Annotated in this window: 2 protein-coding genes; both read left to right on the plus strand. The window is 71.3% G+C overall.

Going from position 1 to position 25,361, the window contains the following annotated elements; genetic code table 11:
* The first annotated feature begins 33 nt into the window (after nucleotides 1-33).
* Nucleotides 34-5,061, plus strand: coding sequence for an amino acid adenylation domain-containing protein (locus ACH4G3_RS11860; protein WP_397624309.1), 5,028 nt, complete (start codon nucleotides 34-36; stop codon nucleotides 5,059-5,061).
* Nucleotides 5,058-25,361, plus strand: a complete 20,304-nt coding sequence (locus ACH4G3_RS11865; RefSeq protein ID WP_397624310.1) for a non-ribosomal peptide synthetase — start codon at nucleotides 5,058-5,060, stop codon at nucleotides 25,359-25,361. Before ACH4G3_RS11860 ends, ACH4G3_RS11865 begins: the two co-directional genes overlap by 4 nt.

The following is a 25,361-nucleotide window of genomic DNA, read 5'->3' on the forward strand; positions in this document are numbered from 1 at the left end:
ACCCCATCCACCGCTGACCACCCAGGAGTACCCATGAAGTCCGAGTCGGCACGGAACGGCTCGCTCGACGAGGCCATCACCGTCCATGAACTCGTCGCGAACCAGGCGGCTCGGACGCCGGACGCGATCGCCGTCACCGACGGGTCCCAGAGCCTCACCTACGCGGAACTGGCTGAGCGGTCGAGCCGGCTGGCTCACCTCCTGCGCGACCACGGAGTTGTCGCGGACTCCAGGGTCGGCATCTGCCTGGGCCGCGGTCTGGACCTGGTGACCGCGGTACTGGGAGTGTGGAAGGCGGGTGCGGCGTACGCGCCGCTGGACCCGGCGCAGCCGAGCGCCCGGCTGGAATGGCTGCTGCAGGATCTGGGAGCCGGTCTCGTCCTGACCGACGGGGCGATGGCGCCCACCGTCGAGCGCGCGGGCGTACGCGCACTGGACCTCTCATCCGCCGACGCCTGCCGGGACCTCGACCGGCGCCCGGCCGACGGCCCGGCCGTCGAGGTGGACCCGGCCCAGGCGGCGTACGCCATTTACACCTCCGGATCCACCGGTCTGCCCAAGGGTGTGGTCATCACTCACGAAGGCATCGCCAACCGGGTCCGCTGGGCGGTCGGCACGCATGCGCTCGGGGCCCGGGACCGGGTTCTGCAGAAGACGGCCGTCACCTTCGACGCCTCCTGCTGGGAGATCTTCGCCCCGCTCGTCAGCGGCGGCACGCTGGTACTCGCCCCGGCCGGAGCCGAACGCGACCCCGCCGCCCTGCTGCGGGCGGTGGCCGAGCACGACGTGACCGTCCTCCAGATCGTCCCCTCGGTCCTCCAGGCCCTCGCCGAGGAGTCCGGCTGGGAGCAGTGCACCGCGCTGCGGCTGCTGTTCTCGGCCGGTGAGCCCCTGCACGCCGAACTGGCCCAGCGCGTCCTGGCCCGGCGGCCCGGCCTGACCATCTGGAACACCTACGGCCCCACCGAGTGCGCCATCGACGTCACCGCGCACCGCTTCGACCCGGCCGTCAAGACCGGACCGGTGCCCATCGGCCGGCCCATCCCCGGCATGCGCGTGCTGGTCCTCGACGCGGCCGGCGCCCCCGCCGCCGTCGGCGCACCCGGCGAACTGCACGTCGGCGGCGTCGGCGTGGCCCGTGGCTATCTCGGCCGGCCGGACCTCACCGCGGACCGCTTCGTGCCCGACCCGTACGGGAAGACCGGCGGCGCCCGCCTCTACCGCACCGGCGACAAGGTCCGCTGGAACCGGAACGGCTACCTGGAGTACCTCGGCCGGTTCGACGACCAGACCAAGGTGAACGGCGTCCGTCTCGAACCCGCCGAGATCGAGGCCGCGCTGGTCGCCCACCCCGGCCTCAAGGGCGCCGTCGTCGTCCCCGTCAAGACCGACGACGGAGCCACCCGGCTCGCCGCCCATGTGCTGACGCACACCCCCGAAGTCCTCGGTGAGCTGCGGGACTTCCTGCGCGACCGGCTGCCCGAGAGCCACATCCCCGCCGCCTTCATGGACGCGGGCGAGTTCCCCCTCACCGCACACGGCAAGGTCGACCGCACAGCGCTCGCCGCCCGGGGCCTGAACGTCGCCGCGGCCCGCACGGCGCCCCGCACCGACGCCGAGAAGCTCGTCGCGGAGATGTGGGAGCAGCTGCTGAAGCGCGAGGACATCGGGGTCCACGACGACTTCTTCCAGCTCGGCGGCTCCTCACTTCAGCTCACCCGGCTCGCCAACCAGTTGCGCGCCGCGGCCAAGCGGGACATCCCGCTGCGCGGCCTGCTGACGGCCACCACCGTCGAGGCCCAGGCCCTGTTGATCGCCCCCGAGCCCGCCGGGACGGCAGCCCCCACCGCGCAGCCGAAGGACCCCGACGGCATCCCGCCCGTCCCCCGCGGCACGACCCTGCCGGTCTCCTCGGGACAGCGCCGGCTGTGGGCCCTGGACCGGATGAACCCGGGCAGCGCCGAGTGGGTGGCCGGTGTCTTCCTGCCGGTCGTGCCGGAAGCGGACACCGCGGCGGTACGCACCGCACTGGACGCCCTGGTCGCCCGCCATGAGTCGCTGCGCACCCGGTACGTCACCGTGGACGGCGAGCCCCGTCAGCACATCGACAGCCCCGCCCCCGTTGCGCTGCGCGAGACGGACGCCACCCGGGAGGAGCTCGCCGACCTGCTCGGCACCGCGCTCGGGCACGGCTTCGACCTGGAACGCGGACCACTGGTGCGGGCCACGCTGGTGCGCACCCTCGACGACGGGCAGCGGGTCCTGGTGCTGGCCGTGCACCACATCTGCAGCGACGGCTGGTCGACGCAGGTCCTCCAGCGGGACTTCCACGAACTGATCACCGCCGCCGTCGCCGGCCGCGACCCGCTCCTGCCGCCCCTCGGTGTGCAGTACGCCGACTACGCCGACTGGCAGCGCGCCCGGCTGACCGACGAGGTGATCGAGCGGGAACTCGCCCACTGGCGCGCCGCTCTGGACGGCTCCACCCCGGTGGCTCTCCCCACCGACCGGCCTCGGCCCGCCGCCCGCGACGGCCGTGGCTCGGTGGCGGCCTTCACCGTCGCGGCCCCCGTCGTGACGGCGCTCACCGACCTCGGACGCAGCCGGGGCGCCACGCCGTTCATGACGCTGCTGACCGCCTACGCCACGCTGGTGGCCCGCCACACCGCGCAATGGGACCTGCCGGTCGGCACGCCCGTCGCCGGGCGCGACCGGCCCGAACTCGAGGACGTCGTCGGCTTCTTCCTCAACAACGTGGTGCTGCGCTGCGGGCTGGACGCGGACCTCACCTTCGTCGAGGCCCTGGACCGCGTCCGTGACGCCTGCCGGGACGCCTTCGCCCACCAGGATCTGCCGTTCGACCTCCTGGTGGAGGCCCTGGCCCCCGAGCGGGACCTGTCAAGGACGCCGCTGTACCAGGTCGCCTTCGACCTGCATGACCAGGAGTTCACCGGCCGCGCCACGACCCTGGAGGACACCGGCACCGTCGTGGACTCCTGGCGCCTGGCCCACACCGACCTCACCCTGCTGATGCGCCGGACCGCCGACGGCGGCATGGAGGGCGCCTTCGAGTACGCCACCGCGCTTTTCGAGCCCGCCACGATGGAGCGCCTGGCCGACCGGTTCCAGCACCTGCTGCGGGCGGCCGCGGATGCCCCGGACACTCGGCTCGCCGACCTGCCCGTCGTGCCCGAGCGCGAGGCCGAACTGCTGACGCTGTGGTCGGTGGGTGCGGGGCCGGTGGTGGAGCGGCCGGTGGTGGAGGTGTTCGAGGAGCAGGCTGCGCGGGTGCCGGACGCGGTGGCGGTGGCCTGTGGTGAGGTGTCGCTGTCGTATGCGGAGCTGGATGGCCGGGCGAATCGCCTGGCGCATCATCTGCGGGCTTCGGGTGTGGGTGCCCAGTCGCTGGTCGGTGTGCTGCTGGAGCGGGACATCGACCTGATGGTGGCGCTGCTGGCGGTGTGGAAGGCCGGAGCCGGCTACGTGCCGCTGGACCCGGCACTGCCCGGAGCGCGGGTGTCGGGCATGCTGACCGACGCCGGGGCCCGGGTGCTGATCACGCGGGGCGGGCCGGTGACCGGCTTCGAGGACACGCTCGTCGACGTGGACACGGACGCCGAAGCGATCTCGGCGTACCCGTCCTCGCGGCCCGAGGGCCGGATCGATGCCGACGGTGCGGCCTATGTGGTGTTCACCTCCGGCTCGACAGGCCGCCCCAAGGGCGTGCTGGTCTCCCACCGCAACCTGGCCAACCACGTCGGCTGGGCCGTGCGTGAGCTGGCCTCGTGCGGTCAGGGCGGCGGGGCGGTGTTCTCCTCCGTGGCCTTCGACCTGGTCGTGCCCAACCTGTGGGCACCACTGTGCGCGGGCCAGCGCGTCGCCCTGATGCCCTCCACCTCGGACCTGGACGAACTGGGCGGATGGCTGCTCCAGCACGGACCCTTCAGCTTCCTCAAGCTCACCCCCGGACACCTGGAAGTGCTCTCCCACCAGGTCACACCCGAACAGGCCGCCCAGCTCGCGGGCGTGGTCGTGGTGGCCGGTGAAGCGCTGGCCGGTTCGCTGGGCGCACGCTGGGCGGGCTGGCTCGGAGAGGGCCGCCTGATCAACGAATACGGGCCGACCGAAGCCTCCGTCGGCACCACCATCCACCCCGTCCCGGCCGACGCCGAAGGCGTCGTCCCCATCGGCCACCCCCTGCCCGGCATGCGCGTGCACGTCCTGGACGAAGCGATGCAGCCCGTACCCGTCGGCGCCCTGGGAGAGCTGTATGTCGGCGGTATCGGTGTGGCCCGCGGCTACGTGGGCCGCCCGGAACTGACCGCGCAACGCTTCGTCCCCGACCCCTTCGGCGGGGCAGGCGCACGCCTCTACCGCACCGGCGACGTGGTGCGGTGGAACGCCACCGGCGCGGTGGAATTCCTCGGACGCGCCGACGACCAGGTCAAAATCCGCGGCTACCGGGTCGAACCCGCCGAAGTGGCCGCGGTGCTGGCCGGAAGCCCGCTGGTGAGCGAAGCCGTCGTGACCGCCCGCACCGACGACGGCGAAACCCGCCTGGTCGGCTACGTGGTACCGGCCGACGGCCCCGGCACCGCGCCCGCTGACGAACTCAGCACCTACCTGGCCGAACTGCTGCCGGAATACATGGTGCCCACGGTCTTCGTCGAACTCGACACGATGCCGTTGAACGCCAACGGCAAGGTCGACCGCAAGGCACTGCCCACCCCCACCCACCACACCGGACAAGCCGGGCGGGTCGCTCCGCGCAACGGCGTGGAGGAGCGGATCGCCGAGCTGTGGGAGGACGTCCTCGGCACATCCGGGTTCGGCGTTCACGACAGCTTCTTCAAGGTCGGCGGCAACTCCATCCTCGCCATCCGCCTGATCGCCGCACTGCGCGGCGAGTACGAGATCGACCTCCCGGTCCGTGCCCTCTTCGAAGGGCCGACCATCGCCGCGCTCGCCGACTCGGTCGAGACCTGCATCAGAACCGAAATCGACATGATGTCCGACCGAGACGTGGCGGACTCGATGCTGCCGAAGGAGCAGAACCGATGAGCAACGGGGGCCACGAATCCAAGGCCGTTCCTTCCGGCTCGGGAACCGACCGTGAGGAACTGCTGCGCCGACGACTGGCCGGCCGTCGGACGGGCGGCCGCCGCTCGGTGATCCCGAAGGCCGACCGCAGCGCACCGCTGCCGCTGGCCGCCGGGCAGCAGCAGATGTGGTTCCTCAGCCGCCTCGACCCGGACAGCACCGAGTACCTTATTCCCCTCGTGGTGCGCCTGCGCGGCACGCTGGACGTCTCCGCGCTGGAGCGTGCCCTGGGCGAGATCAGCGCACGGCACGAGATCCTGCGTACCCGTTACGCGATGACGCCGGACGGACAGCCGGTCCAGATCGTCGACGAGCCCGCCGAGTCGGCCGCTGTCCTGACGGTGGAGCAGGTACCCGGCGACTCTCCCGCCGAGCGTGAGCGTCGGCTGACCGCGCTGGTCGCGGCGCACACGGCAGCCCCGTTCGACCTGGAGACCGACTGGCCTTTGCGGGCCCGCACGTTCCGCCTCACCGAGGAGGACCACGTCCTGTGCCTGGTCTTCCACCACATCGCCTGTGACGCCTGGTCCACCCGCATTCTGCTGACCGAGATCAGCGCCCTGTACGGCGCCTTCACCGCCGGGCGTCCGTCCCCGCTGGAGCCGCTGCCGGTGCAGTACGCGGACTACGCGGCCTGGCAGCGCGAGCAGCTCTCCGGCGATGGCCTCCAGCGGCAGCTCGCGCACTGGCGCACGGCACTGGACGGCGCGGCCCCGACCGAACTGCCCACGGACCGGCCCCGTCCGGCAACGCGGAGCTACGCGGGCGCCGAGGTGCTCTTCGACTTCCCCGCCGAGCTGCCTCAGGCGGTGCGCGAACTCGCCGCCGCGCAGGAGACGACTCCGTTCACGGTCATGATGGCCGCCTTCCAGGCGGTCATCGCCCGCAGCACCGGGCAGAGCGACATTTCCGTCGGCACGGTCGTCTCCGGCCGCGCGCGGCCGGAGCTCCAGTCGCTGATCGGCTACGGCATCAACAGCCTGGTCCTGCGCGGGCACTGGGACGAGGACACCGACCCCGCCTTCACCGACCTGCTCGACCGCACGCGCCACACGGTCCTGGACGCCTTCGACCACCAGGACGTGCCGTTCGCCCAGCTCGTGGACGAACTCCAGCCGGAGCGTGACCTGTCGCGTACGCCGCTGTACCAGATCGCGTTCACGATGCACGAGTCGCGGCTGGACGCCGTCGACCTGCCGGGTCTGCGCGTCGAGCCGTACTCCGGCGGCGCACCGGTGGCCAAGTGCGACCTGACCCTGCAGGTCGAGGAGTCGACCGATGGCTCGTTCCACGGGCGTGTCGAGTACGCGAGCGCCCTGTTCGACCGGGAGACCGCACAGCGCACCGCCCGCCACTTCCTGCAACTCCTCCAGAGCGCCGTCGCCGCTCCGTCCACTCCCCTGTCTCGGCTGAGCATGCTCGACCCGGCCGAACATGCCATCGTCAGCGGAAGCCTCGACGGAAATCGTCCGTCGGCTGCGGTGGAGCGGTGTGTGCATGAGATCTTCGCGGAGCGTGCGGTGTTGTCGCCGGATGCGGTCGCGGTGATCGCCGGCGACGTGGAACTGACCTACGCGGAGCTGGATGCGCGTGCCAACCAGCTGGCACACCACCTGCGGGACCTGGGCGTGGGCCCGGAATCCCTGGTGGGCGTGTGCCTGGAGCGCGGCCCCGACCTGATGCCGACCCTGCTGGGCGTGCTGAAAGCGGGTGCCGGATACCTGCCGCTGGACCCGGCGAACCCGGCGGACCGGTTCGGGTTCGTCCTCGCCGACGCCGGTGCACAGGTCGTGGTCACCTCCGGCGAACTGGTCACAGTCCTGGAGGACGTGTACGACGGTGAACTCGTCGTCCTGGACCGGGACGCGAAGACGATCGCCTCCCGCCCGCAGACCGCACCCGAGACCTCGGTGGCCCCGGACAACATCGTCTACGTCATCTACACCTCCGGCTCCACCGGCCGCCCCAAGGGCGTCACGCTGGCGCACACCCAGGTCGTGCGACTGCTGCAGACCGCGCAGGAGCACTACGGCTTCGACGAGCACGACGTGTGGACGATGTTCCACTCCTACGCCTTCGACGTGTCGGTGTTCGAGATGTGGGGGGCCCTCTTCCACGGCGGGACCCTCGTCGTCGTGCCCCGGGAAGTGACCCGCTCACCGGAGGACTTCCTGGACCTCCTAGTGCAGCGCAAGGTCACGGTCCTGTCCCAGACCCCGACCGCCTTCCGTTCACTGGTGGCGGCCGCAGGCCAGGACGACCCCCGCATCGGCCAGTTGTCCCTGCGCGCGGTCATCTTCGCGGGCGAGAAACTCGAGGTCGGTGAGCTGCGTCCATGGACGGACCGCCTCGGCCTTGAGACCCCGCACCTGGTGAACATGTACGGCATCACCGAAACCACCGTCCACACCACCTACTACCGCATCAGCGACGAGGACTTCGACCCGGCTGCCGCCAACCGCGTCGGCTACCCCCTCAGCGACCTGCGGGTCTACCTGCTCGACCGCTTCGGCGAGCTGGTGCCCGTCGGTGTCCCCGGAGAGATCCACGTCGGCGGCCCCGGCGTGGCCCGCGGCTACCTCAACCGGCCCGAACTCACCGCCGAACGGTTCGTTCCCGACCCCTTCGGCCCCGCCGGCTCACGCCTCTACCGCAGCGGCGACCTCGCCCGCCGGCGCGCCGACGGCAGCCTGGAATTCCTCGGGCGTGCCGACGACCAGGTCAAGGTCCGCGGCTACCGCATCGAACCCGGCGAAATCAGCGCCCGCCTGTCGGAACACCCCGCGATCCGCGAGGCCGTGGTGATCGTCCGGGATGAGCGCCTCGTGGCCTATCTCGTCGTCGACGGCGAGCTGCCCTCCACCGCCGAGCTGCGCGCCTTCGTGGCGGGTGCGCTGCCGGAGTACATGGTGCCGGCGGCCTTCGTCGAACTGGAGCGGATCCCGCTCACCGTGAACGGCAAACTCGACCGCCGCGCCCTGCCCGAGCCGGGCGGGAGTGCGTTCGCGGAGTCGGCTTTCGTGGCCCCCCGTACGCCGACCGAGCAGCGGGTGGCCGAGGTCTGGCAAGAAGTACTCGGCGTCCAACGCGTCGGTGTCGAAGACGGCTTCTTCGAACTCGGCGGGGACTCGATCCGCGCCGTCGCCCTGGTCGGCGCCCTGCGAGCAGCCGGGTTCGACGTGGCCGTACGAGATGTCTTCGAACACCGCACGGTCGCCGGCCTGACCGAACTGATCACCGGACGTCCCGCGGTCACGGACGCCGACCGGCAGGTCCAGCCGTTCGCACTGATCAGCGAGACGGACCGGGCCAAACTCCCCGACGGCGTCGTCGACGCCTACCCGCTGTCCCAGGTCCAGCTCGGCATGGTCGTCGAAATGCTCGTCGACGACAGCCGGAACAACTACCACAACGTCAGCACGTTCCGCGTGCTGGACGACAAGCCCTTCTCCCTCGACGCTCTTCAGGCCGCCGGCCGGCTGGTCGTCGAGCGGCACGAGGCGCTGCGCACCTCCATCGAGCTCAACGCCTACTCGGTACCCCTGCAGCTGGTCCACGCCACCGCCGAACTCCCGCTCGGCCAGCAGGACCTGCGTGGCCTGGACGCCGACACGGTGCAGCGGGAACTCCGCGACTTCACGGTGCGCGAGCGCGCCACGCTGTTCGATCTCGGTACCCCGTCCCTCATGCGCTTCTTCGCGCATGTCACCGACGGCGACTGCTGGTGGATCTCGGTCACCGAGTGCCACCCCGTCCTGGAGGGCTGGAGCCATCACTCCCTCCTGATGGAGCTCCTGGCCCTCTACCGGCAGCTGCGGGACGGCTTGGAGCCGGAGCCGTACGAGGCCCCCGCCGTGCGCTTCGCCGACTTCGTGGCCGGCGAGCTGGAGTCCCTGGCCTCCACCGAGGACCGCGCCTACTGGCGGGGCGTCGTCGACCGGCACGCCCCCTTCTCTCTCCCCACGGGGTGGGGCGAGCAGCAGGACGGGCCGCGCGAGCTGTACCAGGCCTGGACGCAGTGGGAGGACCTGGAGCGCGACCTGCGCAAGCTGGCGACGGACTCGAAGGTCTCGCTGAAGAGCGTGATGCTGGCGGCGCACCTGAAGGTGATGAGCCAGCTCACCGGTGAGGAGGCCTTCCACACGGGCGTCGTCTGCGACGCACGGCCCGAGGTTCTCGGCGCCGACCGGGTGCTCGGCATGTACCTCAACACGCTGCCGTTCGCGGTGGACCGCAGCGCACGCACCTGGCGCGAGCTGGTCCAGCAGGTCTTCGCCCGCGAGGTCGAGCTCTGGCCGCACCGACGGTTCCCCATGCCGGAGATTCAGCGCGACGCGGCCGGCGGCCGCCGGCTGCTGGACGTCATGTTCAACTATCAGGACTTCCGGCAGATGGACGCCACCGTCGTGGACGACCGGGCGGGACTGGACGACAGCCCGACCGAGTTCCCGCTGACGGTCTCCTCCCGTGCCGGACACGTCATCATCACCGCCGACCCGCGCATGCTCAGCCGCGTCAACGGCGAGCGGCTGGTCGGCATGTACCGCGCTGTCCTGGAGTCCATGGCCGCCGACCCGGACGGTGACGCCCAGGCCGTGTACCTGCCCGCCGGCGAGCGGGACCTGCTGCTCGCCGCCGCGGGTCCGGTGATGCCGTCGGCTCCGGTGGAACGGTGTGTGCACCAGATCTTCGAGGAGCGTGCCGCGGCCTCTCCGGACGCGGTGGCGGTGGTCTTCGATGAGGCGTCGCTGACGTACGCCGAGGTCGACGCGCGTGCGAACCGACTGGCCCACCACCTGCGGTCCTCGGGCGTGACCGAGGGTTCGCTGGTGGGCGTCTGCCTGGAGCGAGGCCTGGATCTGGTGCCGTCGCTGCTGGGCGTGCTGAAGGCGGGCGCGGGCTACCTGCCCCTGGACCCGGCCTCCCCCGCCGACCGGCTGGGCTACGTGCTGGCCGACGCGGAAGCCCGCGTCCTGGTCACCTCCAGCGGGCTCATGCCAGTGCTGGGCGAGGTCTTCGACGGTGAACTCGTGGTGCTGGACCGGGACGCGGAGATGATCGCGTCCCGCCCGGCGACCGCTCCGGGGGTGCCGGTGGATCCCGACAGCGTCGTATACGTGATCTACACCTCCGGCTCCACGGGACGCCCGAAGGGCGTCGTGCTCGGACACGCCAACGTGGTCCGGTTGTTCGAGACGGCACAGGCACAGTTCGGCTTCGGCCCGTCCGACGTGTGGACCTTGTTCCACTCCTACGCGTTCGACTTCTCCGTCTGGGAGATCTTCGGGGCACTGCTGCACGGCGGCCGGCTGGTGGTGGTGCCCGAAATGACGGCACGTGAACCGAGCCGCTTCCACGAGCTCCTCGCGCGTGAAGGCGTGACGGTGCTGAACCAGACACCGTCGGCCTTCACCCAGCTCATCGAAGAGGACCGCACCCGCGGCGAAGGCGGCCGACTCGCCCTGCGCACAGTCGTCTTCGGCGGCGAGGCTCTCGACTACCGTCCCCTCCAGAACTGGGTGGCGCGTCATGGTCTGGAGTCGCCCCGCCTGGTGAACATGTACGGCATCACCGAGACGACGGTGCATGTCACGTACTACCCGGTCGGCGAGGACGACGTCGCCACCGGCGGCTCGGCGAGCCCGATCGGCCGTCCGCTGAACGACCTGAGCCTCCACCTGCTCGACGCACGCGGCGAGCTGGTGCCGGTCGGTGTCCCCGGAGAGATCTACGTGGGCGGCCCCGGCGTGGCCCGCGGCTACCTCAACCGGCCCGAGCTCACCGCCGAGCGGTTCGTTCCCGACCCCTTCGGCCCCGCCGGCTCACGCCTCTACCGCAGCGGCGACCTCGCCCGCCGGCGCGCCGACGGCAGCCTGGAATTCCTCGGACGCGCCGACGACCAGGTCAAGGTCCGCGGCTACCGCATCGAACCCGGCGAAATCAGCACCCGCCTGTCGGAACACCCGGCCGTGCGCGAAGCAGTCGTGATCGTCCGCGACGAACGCCTCGTGGCCTATCTCGTCGTCGACGGCGAGCTTCCCTCCACGGCCGACCTGCGCGCTTTCGTCGCGGGCGCGCTGCCGGAGTACATGGTGCCGGCGGCCTTCGTCGAACTCGAGCGGATCCCGCTCACCGTGAACGGCAAACTCGACCGCCGCGCCCTGCCCGAGCCCGACGCCTCCGTCGAAACCGGTCACACCTTCGTCGCTCCTCGCACCCCCACCGAGGAGCGGGTGGCCGAGGTCTGGCAAGAGGTACTCGGCATCGAACGCGTCGGTGTCGAAGACGGGTTCTTCGAACTCGGCGGTGACTCGATCCGCGCCGTCGCCCTGGTCGGCGCCCTGCGAGCAGCCGGGTTCGACGTAGCCGTACGAGACGTCTTCGAACACCGCACGGTCGCCGGCCTCGGTGAACTGATCACCGGTCTGCCCGCTCCGCAACCGGAGCAGTTGTCCGTCGAGCCCTTCTCCCTCATCGGCGAGGAGGACCGGACGCAGCTCCCGCAGGACGTCGTGGACGCCTACCCGCTGTCCCAGGTCCAGCTCGGCATGATCGCCGAGCAGTTCGCCGACGACCGCCGGAACAACTACCACAACGTCAGCCTCTTCAGAGTCCGCGACGGTCGCCCCTTCGACGCCGAGGCATTGCGTGAGGCTGTCGGCATCCTCGTGCAGCGGCACGAGGTGCTGCGTACCTCCGTGCACGTCGACGGGTTCGCGGTACCGCTGCAGATCGTCCACCGGGCCGCGCAGGCCCCGGTGTCCGTGCACGACCTGCGCACGGTGGAGGACGCCGACGCGCGCGAGCACGCGCTGCGGAGCTTCGTCGCCACGGAGCGCCGGCAGGTGTTCGACCTGACGGCGGCCCCGCTGCTGCGCGTCTCCGCGCACCTGGAGAGCGACGAGGCCTGGTGGCTCGGCCTCACGGAGTCCCATGTCCTCCTCGAGGGCTGGAGCGTGAACTCCCTCTACAGCGAACTGCTGGAGGTCTACGGCTCGCTGCGCGACGGCGCCCGCCCGGAACCCCACCAGGCGCCCCCTGTACGGTTCGCCGACGCCATCGCCGCGGAACTGCGGGCGCTGGAGTCGAAGGAGGACCGCGCGTACTGGCGTGACATGGTCACCGAGCACACCAAGTTCGTCCTCCCGGCGGGCTGGCACGGCGACCTGTCCGCCCCGGCCGAACCCGTGGGTACGGCATTCCGCCTGAACGACCTCGAACCGGGTCTGCGCGCGCTGGCTTCGGCGGCCCAGGCCTCGATGAAGAGTGTGCTGCTGGCGGCGCACCTGAAGGTGATGAGCCAGCTCACCGACGAGGACGCCTTCCACACCGGTGTCGTCCACCACACCCGTCCCGAAGCCCCGGGCGCCGATCGAGTGCTCGGTATGCACCTCAACACCCTGCCGTTCCCGGCCGACCGGTCCGCCCGCACCTGGCGCGAGCTGGTCCAGCAGGTCTTCGCACGGGAGATGGCCAACTGGTCCCACCGCCATTTCCCGATGCCGGCGATCCAGCGGGAGGCCGGCAGCGGCAGCCGACTCGTCGACGTCTTCTTCAACTACCTCGACTTCCACCAGGTCGACGGTGAACTGGTCGACGGATCAGCGGAGATGGGCGAGAACCCGAACGAGTTCTCCCTGGCCGTGACGGCGATCAGCGGCGTGCTCGGCGTGCGCGGCGACTCCCACGTCATCAGCCACGCCAACGTCGAGCGCCTGGTCGCGATGTACCGGGCCGTCCTGGAGTCGATGGCCGCGGATTCCGAGGGCGACGCGCGTGCCGTGTATCTGCCCGCCGGTGAGCGGGAGACGGTGCTCGGCGCGGTTCCGTCGGTTCCGTCGGCTGCGGTGGAGCGGTGTGTGCATGAGATCTTCGCGGAGCGTGCGGTGTTGTCGCCGGATGCGGTCGCGGTGATCGCCGGCGACGTGGAACTGACCTACGCGGAGCTCGACGCGCGGGCCAACCAGCTGGCACACCACCTGCGGGACCTGGGCGTGGGCCCGGAGTCGCTGGTGGGCGTGTGCCTGGAGCGCGGCCCCGACCTGATGCCGACCCTGCTGGGCGTGCTGAAAGCGGGTGCCGGATATCTGCCGCTGGACCCGGCGAACCCGGCGGACCGGTTCGGGTTCGTCCTCGCCGACGCCGGTGCACAGGTCGTGGTCACCTCCGGCGAACTGGTCACAGTCCTGGAGGACGTCTTCGACGGTGAACTCGTCGTCCTGGACCGGGACGCGAAGACGATCGCCTCCCGCCCGCAGACCGCACCCGAGACCTCGGTGGCCCCGGACAACATCGTCTACGTCATCTACACCTCCGGCTCCACCGGCCGCCCCAAGGGCGTCACGCTGGCGCACACCCAGGTCGTGCGACTGCTGCAGACCGCGCAGGAGCACTACGGCTTCGACGAGCACGACGTGTGGACGATGTTCCACTCCTACGCCTTCGACGTGTCGGTGTTCGAGATGTGGGGGGCCCTCTTCCACGGCGGGACCCTCGTCGTCGTGCCCCGGGAAGTGACCCGCTCACCGGAGGACTTCCTGGACCTCCTAGTGCAGCGCAAGGTCACGGTCCTGTCCCAGACCCCGACCGCCTTCCGCTCGCTGGTGGCGGCCGCAGGCCAGGACGACCCCCGCATCGGGCAGTTGTCCCTGCGCGCGGTCATCTTCGCGGGCGAGAAACTCGAGGTCGGTGAGCTGCGTCCATGGACGGACCGGCTGGGCCTTGAGACCCCGCACCTGGTGAACATGTACGGCATCACCGAAACCACCGTCCACACCACCTACTACCGCATCAGCGACGAGGACTTCGACCCGGCTGCCGCCAACCGCGTCGGCTACCCCCTCAGCGACCTGCGGGTCTACCTGCTCGACCGCTTCGGCGAGCTGGTGCCCGTCGGTGTCCCCGGAGAGATCTACGTGGGCGGCCCCGGCGTGGCCCGCGGCTACCTCAACCGGCCCGAACTCACCGCCGAACGGTTCGTTCCCGACCCCTTCGGCCCCGCCGGCTCACGCCTCTACCGCAGCGGCGACCTCGCCCGCCGGCGCGCCGACGGCAGCCTGGAATTCCTCGGACGCGCCGACGACCAGGTCAAGGTCCGCGGCTACCGCATCGAACCCGGCGAAATCAGCACCCGCCTGTCGGAACACCCGGCCGTGCGCGAAGCAGTCGTGATCGTCCGCGACGAACGCCTCGTGGCCTATCTCGTCGTCGACGGCGAGCTTCCCTCCACGGCCGACCTGCGCGCTTTCGTCGCGGGCGCGCTGCCGGAGTACATGGTGCCGGCGGCCTTCGTCGAACTGGAGCGGATCCCGCTCACCGTGAACGGCAAACTCGACCGCCGCGCCCTGCCCGAGCCTGACGCCTCCGTAGAAACCGGTCACACCTTCGTCGCTCCTCGCACTCCCACGGAGGAGCGGGTGGCCGAGGTCTGGCAAGAGGTACTCGGCGTCGAACGCGTCGGTGTCGAGGACGGGTTCTTCGAACTCGGCGGTGACTCGATCCGCGCCGTCGCCCTGGTCGGCGCCCTGCGAGCAGCCAGGTTCGACGTGGCCGTACGAGATGTCTTCGAACACCGCACGGTCGCCGGCCTGACCGAGCTGATCACGGGACGTCCCGCGGTCACGGACGCCGACCGGCAGGTCCAGCCGTTCGCACTGATCAGTGAAGAGGACCGGGCCAAGCTCCCCAACGGCGTCGTCGACGCCTACCCGCTGTCCCAGGTCCAGCTCGGCATGGTCGTCGAAATGCTCGTCGACGACAGCCGGAACAACTACCACAACGTCAGCGGCTTCCGGATCCGGGACGACCAGCCCTTCGACGCTGACGCGCTGTGGAAGGCCCTGCACCTGGTCGCCGGACGGCACGACATCCTGCGTACGGCGTTCGACATGCACACCTATGCCGTTCCGATGCAGGTCGTGTACGCCGAGGCCGATGTTCCGCTGGCCGTGCACGACATACGGCAGCTGGACGAGGACGCGCGCCGACAGGTGCTGCGGGACTTCGTGGTGACCGAGCGGGACACGGTGTTCGACCTGAGCGCAGCGCCCCTGCTGCGGGCCGCCGTACACGTGGAGGACGACGCCGGCTGGCGGCTGTCCTTCACCCAGACCCACGCCATCACCGAGGGATGGAGCCAGCACTCGCTGCTGACCGAGGTGGTCTCCTGCTACCGGCGGCTGCGGGACGGCCTGGAGCCGGAGCCGTACGAGGCCCCCGCCGTGCGCTTCGCCGACTTCGTGGCCGGCGAGCTGGAGTCCCTGGCCTCCACCGAGGACCGCGCCTACTGGCGGGGCATCTGCGAGGAGTACACGCCGCTGTCGCTTCCGGGCACCCTGTCCCCGGCCGGCGAACCGGACACGGACTACACGGTCGTCGTCCCGCTGCGGGACCTGGAGGCGCAGCTGCGCGCGTTCGCCACCCGGTCCAAGGTGTCGCTGAAGAGCGTGCTGCTCGCCGCACACCTGAAGGTGATGAGCCAGCTCACCGACGAGGACGCCTTCCACACCGGACTGGTCTGCGACGCACGCCCCGAGGCGCTGGGCGCCGACCGGGTGCCGGGCATGTACCTCAACACCCTCCCGTTCGCCGTGGACCGCAGCGCACGCACCTGGCGCGAGCTGGTCCAGCAGGTCTTCGCCCGCGAGGTCGAGCTCTGGCCGCACCGACGCCACCCGTTGCCCGAGATCCAGCGGCAGGCCGGGGGCGGGCGGCTCCTGGACGTGATGTTCAACTACCTGAACTTCATGGGCGCCGTCGACACCGAGGTCGTCGACGTCGACGCGGGTCTGGGCGCCGGCTCGATGGAGTTCTCGCTCGCCGTGACCACGGCGGCCGAGGGCCTGGTCCTGAAGACCGGCACCCAGCACTTCAGCCGGGCCGACGGCGAGCGGCTCGCCGCGATGTACCGGGCGGTGCTGGAGTCGATGGCCGCGGACGACGAGGCCGACGCGGTCGTGCCGAGGCTGCCCTCCGGGGAGCTGGAACGGATCCTCGGTACCTGGAACGACACAGGTGCCGAGCAGGTCGACGCCTGTCTGCACGAGCTCTTCGAGCAGCAGGTCGAGGCGACGCCCGACGCCGTGGCCGTGGTCTTCGAGGAGGCCGAGCTCACCTACGCCGAGCTCAACGCGCGGGCCAACCGGCTCGCCCACCACCTGCGCGGCACGGGTGTGCTTCCGGGCACCCTCGTCGGCGTCTGCGTGGAGCGGTCGGTCGAGCTGCTCGTCACCGTGCTCGCGGTGTTCAAGTCGGGCGGTGTGTACGTACCGTTGGACCCGGACTACCCCGCCGAGCGGATCTCCCACATGGTCCGCGACGCCAAGGTCGCCGTCCTGGTCACCCGGAACGAACTGCTTGAGCTGGTCGAGGGCAGCGGCGCCACCGAGGTGCTGCTGGACGACGAGGACCGCTGGAGCGGTCGCAGCGAACGGAACCCGGAGCCCGTCACCGGCCCGGACGACGCCGCCTACCTCATCTACACATCGGGCTCGACCGGCCGTCCCAAGGGCGTGCTCTGCGACCACCGCGGCCTGGTCAACCGGCTCGACTGGACGCAGCGCACCTACCTGCGGCTGACCGCCGCCGATGTGGTGCTGCAGAAGATCCCGATCGGCTTCGACCCGTCCCTCGCGGAGATCTTCGGCCCGCTCATGGCCGGCGCCCGGATCGCGGTGGCCCGGCCCGGCGGTCACCGTGACCCCGGCTATCTGCGGGCGGCGATCGCCCGGTACGGCGTCACGAACCTGCACTTCGTGCCGTCGATGCTGGCCGCCGTCATCGCCGTGGACGACCTGTCCGAGCTGCGGTCCCTGCGGATCGTGGTGTCCGGTGGCGAGGACCTCCCCGTCGCCCTGGCGAAGGAGTTCACCACCCGTCTGACGTGGGCGGAGCTGCACAACCAGTACGGTCCGTGCGAGGCCGCGGTCGACGTGACGGCCTGGCACTGCGCGCCCGACAGGCTGGACGGGCTGCACCGTGTGCCGCTCGGCTCACCGATGCAGAACGTCACGGTCCACGTCCTGGACGCCCGTATGCACCCGGTCCCGGTCGGCGCCCCCGGCGAGCTGTACATCGGCGGGGTCAACCTGGCCTTCGGTTATCTGAACCGGCCCGACCTGACCGCGCGTTCCTTCGTGCCGGACCCGTTCGGCCCGGCGGGCGCCCGGCTCTACCGGACCGGCGACCGGGCGCGGTGGCGGGCCGACGGCACCGTCGAGTTCCTGGGCCGCACCGACGACCAGGTCAAGATCCGCGGCGCCCGCGTCGAACCCGGCGAGACCGAGGCGGCGCTGAGCGCTCTGCCCGAGGTGTCGAGCGCCGTCGTCGTGGTCCGCGAGGACAGCGCGGGCCTGCCGCGGCTGGTCGCCTATGTCGTCCCGGCCCCGGGACGGTCGGCCGACCCGGCCGAGCTGCGTGCCCAGCTCTCGAACGAGCTGCCCGAGGCGCTGCTGCCGTCGGCCTACGTACGGCTGGACGCCATGCCGCTGGGCGCGAACGGCAAGGCCGACCGGCGTGCCCTTCCGGCTCCCGGCGCGGACGCTTTCGCGGCCGGCGAGTACGTGGCGCCGCGCTCCTGGCTGGAGGCCCGCGTGGCCGCCGTCTGGAGCGAGGTGCTGGATCTCGAACGGGTGGGTGTCGAGGACGGCTTCTTCGAGCTGGGCGGCGACTCCATCCGGGCCGTCGCCCTGGCGGGCGCACTGCGCGGTGCCGGCTTCGAGGTCGGCGTACAGGAGGTCTTCGAGCACCGCACGGTCGCGCAGCTGGCCGTGATGCTGGCGGGCCGTGCCCCGGCCGGCGGACCGGTCGCGGACGAGAACGCCGTACAGCCGTTCGCGCTGCTGCCGGAGACGGACCGGGCGCGGCTGCCCGAGGACGCGGTCGACGCCTACCCGCTGACGCAGGCGCAGCTGGGCATGGCAGCCGAACTGCTCTCCGGGGACGGCCGGAACAACTATCACAACGTCACGATGGTCCGGGTCCGGGACGACGGCCCGTTCTCCGCCGAGGCGCTGCGCTCCGCCGTGGCGCTGCTGGTGGACAGGCACGAGGTGCTGCGGACGTCGGTGCACCTGTCGGGCCACTCGGTGCCGCTGCAGATCGTCCACCGCACGGCCGAGGTGCCGGTCGGCTGGGCGGACCTGCGCGGGACGACGGACCGCAAGGCCGGCGAGCAGCGGCTCGTCGACCACGCGGCCCACGAACGCGCCACGCTGTTCGACCTGTCCCGGCCGCCGTTGCTGCGGGTCTTCGCCCACCTGGAGAGCGACGACGCGTGGTGGCTGACGCTCACCCAGTCACACGTCATCCTGGAGGGGTGGAGCCACCACTCCCTGCAGACGGAGCTGCTGGACTGCTACCGGCTGCTCCGGGACGGCGGCGAACCGGAGCCCTACCAGGCGCCCGCCGTGCGTTTCGCGGACTGCGTCGCCGGTGAACTGGAATCCCTGGCCTCGGCCGAGGACCGCGCGTACTGGGAGCGGGTGGCCCTCGACCACCGGCCGTTCGCGCTGCCGGACGACTGGGCCGACACCTCGGGCCGCCCGCAGGAGGTGTACAGCGTCCGCGTCCCGGTCGACGACCTCGCCGACCGGCTGAGGGCCCTGGCAGCCGAGGCACAGGTACCGGTGAAGAGCGTGCTGCTGGCGGCACACCTGAAGGTGATGAGCCAGCTCACCGAGGACGACACCTTCCACACGGGCGTGGTCTTCCACACCCGTCCGGAGGCCCCGGGCGCCGACCGGGTGCTCGGCATGCACCTCAACACCCTGCCGTTCCCGGCCGGCCGGTCCGCCCGGACCTGGCGGGAGACGGTGCGTGAGGTGCTCGCCACGGAGCTGGCGGGCTGGCGTCACCGGCGTTACCCGATGCCGGAGATACAGCGCCAGTGGGGCGGTGGCCGCCGCCTGGTCGACGCCTACTTCAACTACGTCGACTTCCACCAGGTGGACACGGACGTCGTCGACACCGGCACCGGCATCAGCGACGCCCCCAACGAGTTCGAGCTGTCCGTGCACAGTCACGGCACGCACCACCTGACCCTGGCCACCCACACGCACGCCGTCAGCCGTGCCAACGGCGACCGGCTGGCGGGGATGTACCGGGCGGTTCTGGAGTCGATGGCGGCGGACGCCGACGGTGACGCGCGCGCGGTGTACCTGCCCGCCGGTGAACGGGAGGCGCTGCTCGGTGCGGTGTCGTCCGTGCAGAGCGCCTCGGTGGAGCAGTGTGTCCACGAGATCTTCGCGGAGCGTGCCGCGGCGGCGCCCGACGCGGTCGCGGTGATCGCAGGCGGGGTGTCCCTGACGTACGCGGAGCTCGACGCGCGTGCCAACCGGCTGGCGCACCACCTGCGGGACCTGGGCGTGGGCCCGGAGTCCCTGGTGGGTGTGTGTCTGGAGCGCGGCCCCGACCTGATGCCGACCCTGCTGGGCGTGCTGAAGGCGGGTGCCGGATATCTGCCGCTGGACCCGGCGAACCCGGCGGAACGGCTCGGGTTCGTCCTCGCGGACGCGAGTGCGCGGGTCGTGGTGACCTCCGGGGGCCTCGGGCCGGTGCTGGAGGACGTGTACGACGGTGAACTCGTCGTGCTGGACCGGGACGCGGAGACGATCGCCTCCCGCCCGCAGACCGCACCCGAGACACCGGTGGCCCCGGACAACATCGTCTACGTCATCTACACCTCCGGCTCCACCGGCCGCCCCAAGGGCGTCACGCTGGCGCATGCGCAGGTGGTGCGGCTGCTCGACACGGTGCAGGAGCACTACGGCTTCGACGAGCACGACGTGTGGGCGTTGTTCCACTCGTACGCCTTCGACGTGTCGGTGTTCGAGATGTGGGGGGCGCTGCTGCACGGCGGGACCCTGGTCGTGGTCGAGCGGGAAGTGACGCGTTCGCCGGAGGAGTTCCTGGAGCTGCTCGTCGAGCACGAGGTCACGGTGCTGGCTCAGACCCCGACCGCGTTCCGCTCGCTGATCGCCACGGCGACCGCGCCGGGCGAGAAGCGGCTCAAGCAGCTGTCGCTGCGCGCGGTGGTCCTGGCCGGCGAGAAGCTGGAGATGGCCGACGTGCGCCCGTGGACCGAACGCCTCGGCCTCGGCCGTACCGCGCTGGTGAACATGTACGGGCCGACGGAGACGACGGTCTACTGCACCTACCACCGGCTCACCCCGCGCGATGTCGTGCCGGGTGCGGCCGCGCCGATCGGACGTCCGCTCAGCGACATGACGATGCACCTGCTGGACCGGTTCGGCGAGCTGGTACCGATGGGCACACCGGGCGAGATCCACGTGGGCGGCCCGGGCGTGGCCCGTGGCTACCTCGGCCGGCCGGAGCTGACGGCGGAACGCTTCGTGCCGGACCCGTTCGGCCCGCCCGGCGCCCGCCTCTACCGCACCGGTGACCTCGCCCGCCGCCGGCAGGACGGCAGCCTTGAGTTCATCGGACGGACCGACGACCAGGTCAAGCTGCACGGGTACCGGATCGAGCCGGGTGAGATCAGCGCCCGGCTGGCCGCGCACCCGGCGATCCGCGAAGCGGTGGTGATCGTCGGTGACGAGCGGCTGGTCGCCTACGTCGTCCCGGACGGCGAGCTGCCCGCCACCGCCGAGCTGCGGGCGTTCGTCGCCCTGGAACTGCCCGAGTACATGGTCCCGGCGGCCTTTGTGACCGTCGAGCGTATCCCGCTCACGGTCAACGGCAAGCTCGACCGTCGTGCCCTGCCCGCCCCCGATGCCTCCGCGATCAGCACCGGTCGCGGCCATGTCGCCCCGCGCACCCCGCTGGAGGAACGAGTCGCCGCGATCTGGCAGGCGACCCTGGGCGTGGAGCGGGTCGGTGTCGAGGACGGCTTCTACGAGCTGGGCGGCGACTCCATTCGCGCCGTGATGCTGGTGGGTGCCCTGCGGGAGGCCGGATACGACGTCACCGTCCGCGAGACCCTGGAGGCGCAGACGCTCGGAGCGCTGTGCGAGCGGCTCTCGGGCCGACCGGCCGACGGCGGCCCCCTCACCTCGGCGGCGGTCAAGCCGTTCGCGCTGGTCGGGGACGCCGACCGGGCACTGCTGCCCGAGGGCCTGACCGACGCCTACCCGATGATGCAGAACCAGATCGGCATGCTGGTGGAGATGCTGGGCGCCGGTGACCGGCTCAACTACCACCTCGTGACGTCCCTGCGGGTCCGGGACGGACGGCCGGTGGTGGAGGAGTCCATGCGGTCCGCGGTGGCGGAACTGCTGCGCAGGCACGACGTGTTGCGCACCTCACTGGAGCTGGACCGCTACTCGGTGCCCATGCAGCTGGTGCACGCCGATGTGCCCACACCCGTGCGGTTCTTCGACCTGAGCGACCGCAGCGAGGAGGAACAGGAACACGCGCTGCGGGAGTTCGTCGCCGAGGAGAACTCGACGGCGTTCGACCACACGGCCGCACCCCTCGTGCGCATCGCGATCCACCAGTGCGCCGACGGAAGCTGGCAGTTCACCATCGCGCAGTCCCATGTGATTCTCGAAGGCTGGAGCTTCAGCGGACTGCTGACCGAACTGCTGGACATCTACCGTGCCCACGCCGACGGCCGTGACCCGGAGCTGCTGCCCGCCCCGGCCATCCGGTTCGCCGACACCGTCGCCGCGGAACTCTCCGCACTGGCGTCGGACCGGCACCGCGACCACTGGCGTGACGTCGTCGTCGGCCGGGAGAAGTTCACCATGCCCGAGGGCTGGGGCGACACCGGCGATGTCGATCCGGAGAAGTACAAGCTGGAGGTGGCCTTCGACGACCTGACGGACGGGCTCCAGCGTCTCGCGGCGGCGGCGAAGGTGTCACTGAAGAGCGTGCTGCACACCGCGCACCTGAAGGTGATGAGCCAGCTCACCCGTGAGGCGGAGTTCTTCACCGGCCTGGTCGCGCACGTCCGGCCCGAGGCGGTGGGCGCCGAGCGGGTGTACGGGATGTACCTCAACATCCTCCCGTTCGCGGTCGCTCGCACGGCCGGAACGTGGCAGGAGATGGTGCAGGACGTGTTCCGGCAGGAACTCGGCATGTGGGAGCACCGCAACTTCCCGATGCCCGCCGTCCAGCAGGAGTTCGGCAACGGCAGCAGGCTCGTCGACGTGTACTTCAGCTACCAGGACTTCAGCGGTAGCGACACCAGCATGATCGACGCCTCCGCCAGTACCGGGAACAGCACCAACGAGTTCGGCTTCTCGGTGTCGACGTCCCCCGGCCGGATCAACCTGCGGGCCGATTCGCGCACCCTCAGCCGTGCGCACGCGGCCCGGCTGGCCGGCATGTACCGCGCCGTCCTGGAGGCGATGGCCGCCGACCCGAACGGCGACGCCCGGCTCGTCCTCCTGCCGGAGGAGGAGGCGAAGACGCTCGCCGACTGGTCGGTGGGTGCGGGGCCGGTGGTGGAGCGGCCGGTGGTGGAGGTGTTCGAGGAGCAGGCTGCGCGGGTGCCGGACGCGGTGGCGGTGGCCTGTGACGGGGTGTCGCTGTCGTACGCGGAGCTGGATGGCCGGGCGAATCGTCTGGCGCATCATCTGCGGGCTTCGGGTGTGGGTGCCCAGTCGCTGGTCGGTGTGCTGCTGGAGCGGGACATCGACCTGATGGTGGCGCTGCTGGCGGTGTGGAAGGCCGGAGCCGGCTACGTGCCGCTGGACCCGGCACTGCCCGGAGCGCGGGTGTCGGGCATGCTGACCGACGCCGGGGCCCGGGTGCTGATCACCCGGGGCGGGCCGGTGACCGGCTTCGAGGACACGCTCGTGGACGTGGACGCGGACGCGGAAGTGATCGCGGCGTACCCGTCCTCGCGGCCCGAGGGCCACGTCGATGCCGACGGTGCGGCCTATGTGGTGTTCACCTCCGGCTCGACGGGCCGCCCCAAGGGCGTGCTGGTCTCCCACCGCAACCTGGGCAACCACGTCGGCTGGGCGGTGCGTGAGCTGGCCTCGTGCGGTCAGGGCGGCGGCGCGGTGTTCTCCTCCGTGGCCTTCGACCTGGTCGTGCCCAACCTGTGGGCACCACTGTGCGCGGGCCAGCGCGTCGCCCTGATGCCCTCCACCTCGGACCTGGACGAGCTGGGCGGATGGCTGCTCAAGCACGGCCCCTTCAGCTTCCTCAAGCTCACCCCCGGACACCTGGAGGTCCTCTCCCACCAGGTCACACCCGAACAGGCCGCCCAGCTCGCCGGCGTGGTCGTCGTGGCCGGTGAAGCACTGGCCGGCACACTCGGCGCACGCTGGGCGGGCTGGCTCGGCGAAGGCCGCCTGATCAACGAGTACGGGCCGACCGAAGCCTCCGTCGGCACCACCATCCACCCCGTCCCGGCCGACGCCGAAGGCGTCGTCCCCATCGGCCACCCCCTGCCCGGCATGCGCGTGCACGTCCTGGACGAAGCGATGCAGCCCGTACCCGTCGGTGCACTGGGAGAGCTGTATGTCGGCGGTATCGGTGTGGCCCGCGGCTACGTGGGCCGCCCGGAACTGACCGCGCAACGCTTCGTCCCCGACCCCTTCGGCGGGGCAGGCGCACGCCTCTACCGCACCGGCGACGTGGTGCGGTGGAACGCCACCGGCGCGGTGGAATTCCTCGGACGCGCCGACGACCAGGTCAAGATCCGCGGCTACCGAGTGGAACCCGCCGAAGTGGCCGCGGTGCTGGCGGGAAGCCCGCTGGTGAGCGAAGCCGTCGTGACCGCCCGCACCGACGACGGCGAAACCCGCCTGGTCGGCTACGTGGTACCGGCCGACGGCCCCGGCACCGCACCCGGCGACGAACTCAGCACCTACCTGGCCGAACTGCTGCCGGAATACATGGTGCCGACCGTCTTCGTCGAACTCGACACGATGCCGTTGAACGCCAACGGCAAGGTCGACCGCAAGGCACTGCCCACCCCCACCCACCACACCGACCAGACACAGCACGTGGCACCCGGCACGCCCACCGAGCGCAAGCTCGCGGAGATCTGGCGCGAGGTCCTCGGCAAGGAGCGGATCGGCGCGACGGACAGCTTCTTCGAGCTGGGCGGACACTCGATCCTGGTCATCCAGGTCATCGCGGCCGCCCGCCGGGAAGGACTCCCGCTGTCGCTGTTCATGCACTACCAGGCTCAGGACCTGGCGGAGCTCGCCGCACTGGTCGACGCGGCCGCCGTGCCCGAGACGGAGGCGGCCGGTACCGCGCAGCAGGCGGAGCCTTCGGCGCCGCCGGCCGGAACGGCGTTGTCCGCCGCTCTGCCCGCCGCGCTGGACCGGCACAAGGTTCCCGGAGCCCTCGTCGCCGTGGTCGAGGGCGGTGAACTCGTCGCCGTCGAGGGCTTCGGCTCCCTGACCGCGGGCGGGGGCGAGCCGGTCACCCAGGAGACCGTCTTCCACGTCGGCTCGCTGAGCAAGCACATCACCGCGCTCGGCGTGCTCAAGCTCGTGGACGAGGGGCGGCTGGACCTGGACGCGGACGTCAACGAGTACCTCGTCGGCTGGCGGGTGCCGCAGGACGCCGACGCGGTGCCGGTGACCGCCCGGCACCTGCTGGGGCACCTGTCCGGGCTCACCCCGACCCCGGGCAAGGGCTTCCGGCGCGGCGCCGGCCCGGTGCCGTCGCTGCTGGACCTGCTGCACGGCAGGGCACCGGCGACGACGCCTCCGGTCGGGCGTGAGGGTGTTCCCGGCAGGGAGTTCCGCAAGGCGAACGTCCACTACTCGGTGCTCCAGCAGCTCATGACCGACGTCACCGGGCGCCCGTTCGACGAGCTGATGCGGGACCTCGTCCTCGAACCGCTGGGCATGCGGGCCACCAGCTTCGACCAGGCCTTCCCCGAGCGGTCCGGCCGCCCGGTGGCTCTGGGGCACGACGAGGAGGGACGCCCCGTCGACGGCGGTTGGCTGATCCGGCCGGACCAGGCGGCGGCCGGTCTGTGGACGACCGCCGCCGACCTGGCGAAGGTCGCGCTGGAGATCCGCCGCTCCGCGCTGGGCCGCCCGCTCAGCCTGCTGTCGAGGGAGACGGCGCAGCTCATGCTCGCGCCGAGCAGCGACAGCTTCTACGGCCTGGGCACGGTCGTGGACGCCACGAACGACGAGGTGCAGTTCGGCCACGCCGGCTCTCCGGTCGGCTACCAGGCGGTGTCCCTCTGCCATCTGCGCAGCGGTGACGGCTTCGTCGCCCTCACCAACGGCGCAGCCGGCAAGGACGTCGTGGCCGACATCGCCGAAGCGCTGGGCCATGGTGCCCGGCGGTCCTCGCTGGGCCTGCACGGCCGGGGCTGA

Origin of the sequence: Streptomyces afghaniensis (genome assembly GCF_044327915.1) — a bacterium.
Lineage (GTDB): Bacteria > Actinomycetota > Actinomycetes > Streptomycetales > Streptomycetaceae > Streptomyces > Streptomyces afghaniensis.

Coding starts and splice junctions, on each gene's coding strand:
- ACH4G3_RS11865 (WP_397624310.1), top strand. CDS start 5,058: ATGAGCAACGGGGGCCACGAATCCAAGGCCGTTCCTTCCGGCTCGGGA.
- ACH4G3_RS11860 (WP_397624309.1), top strand. CDS start 34: ATGAAGTCCGAGTCGGCACGGAACGGCTCGCTCGACGAGGCCATCACC.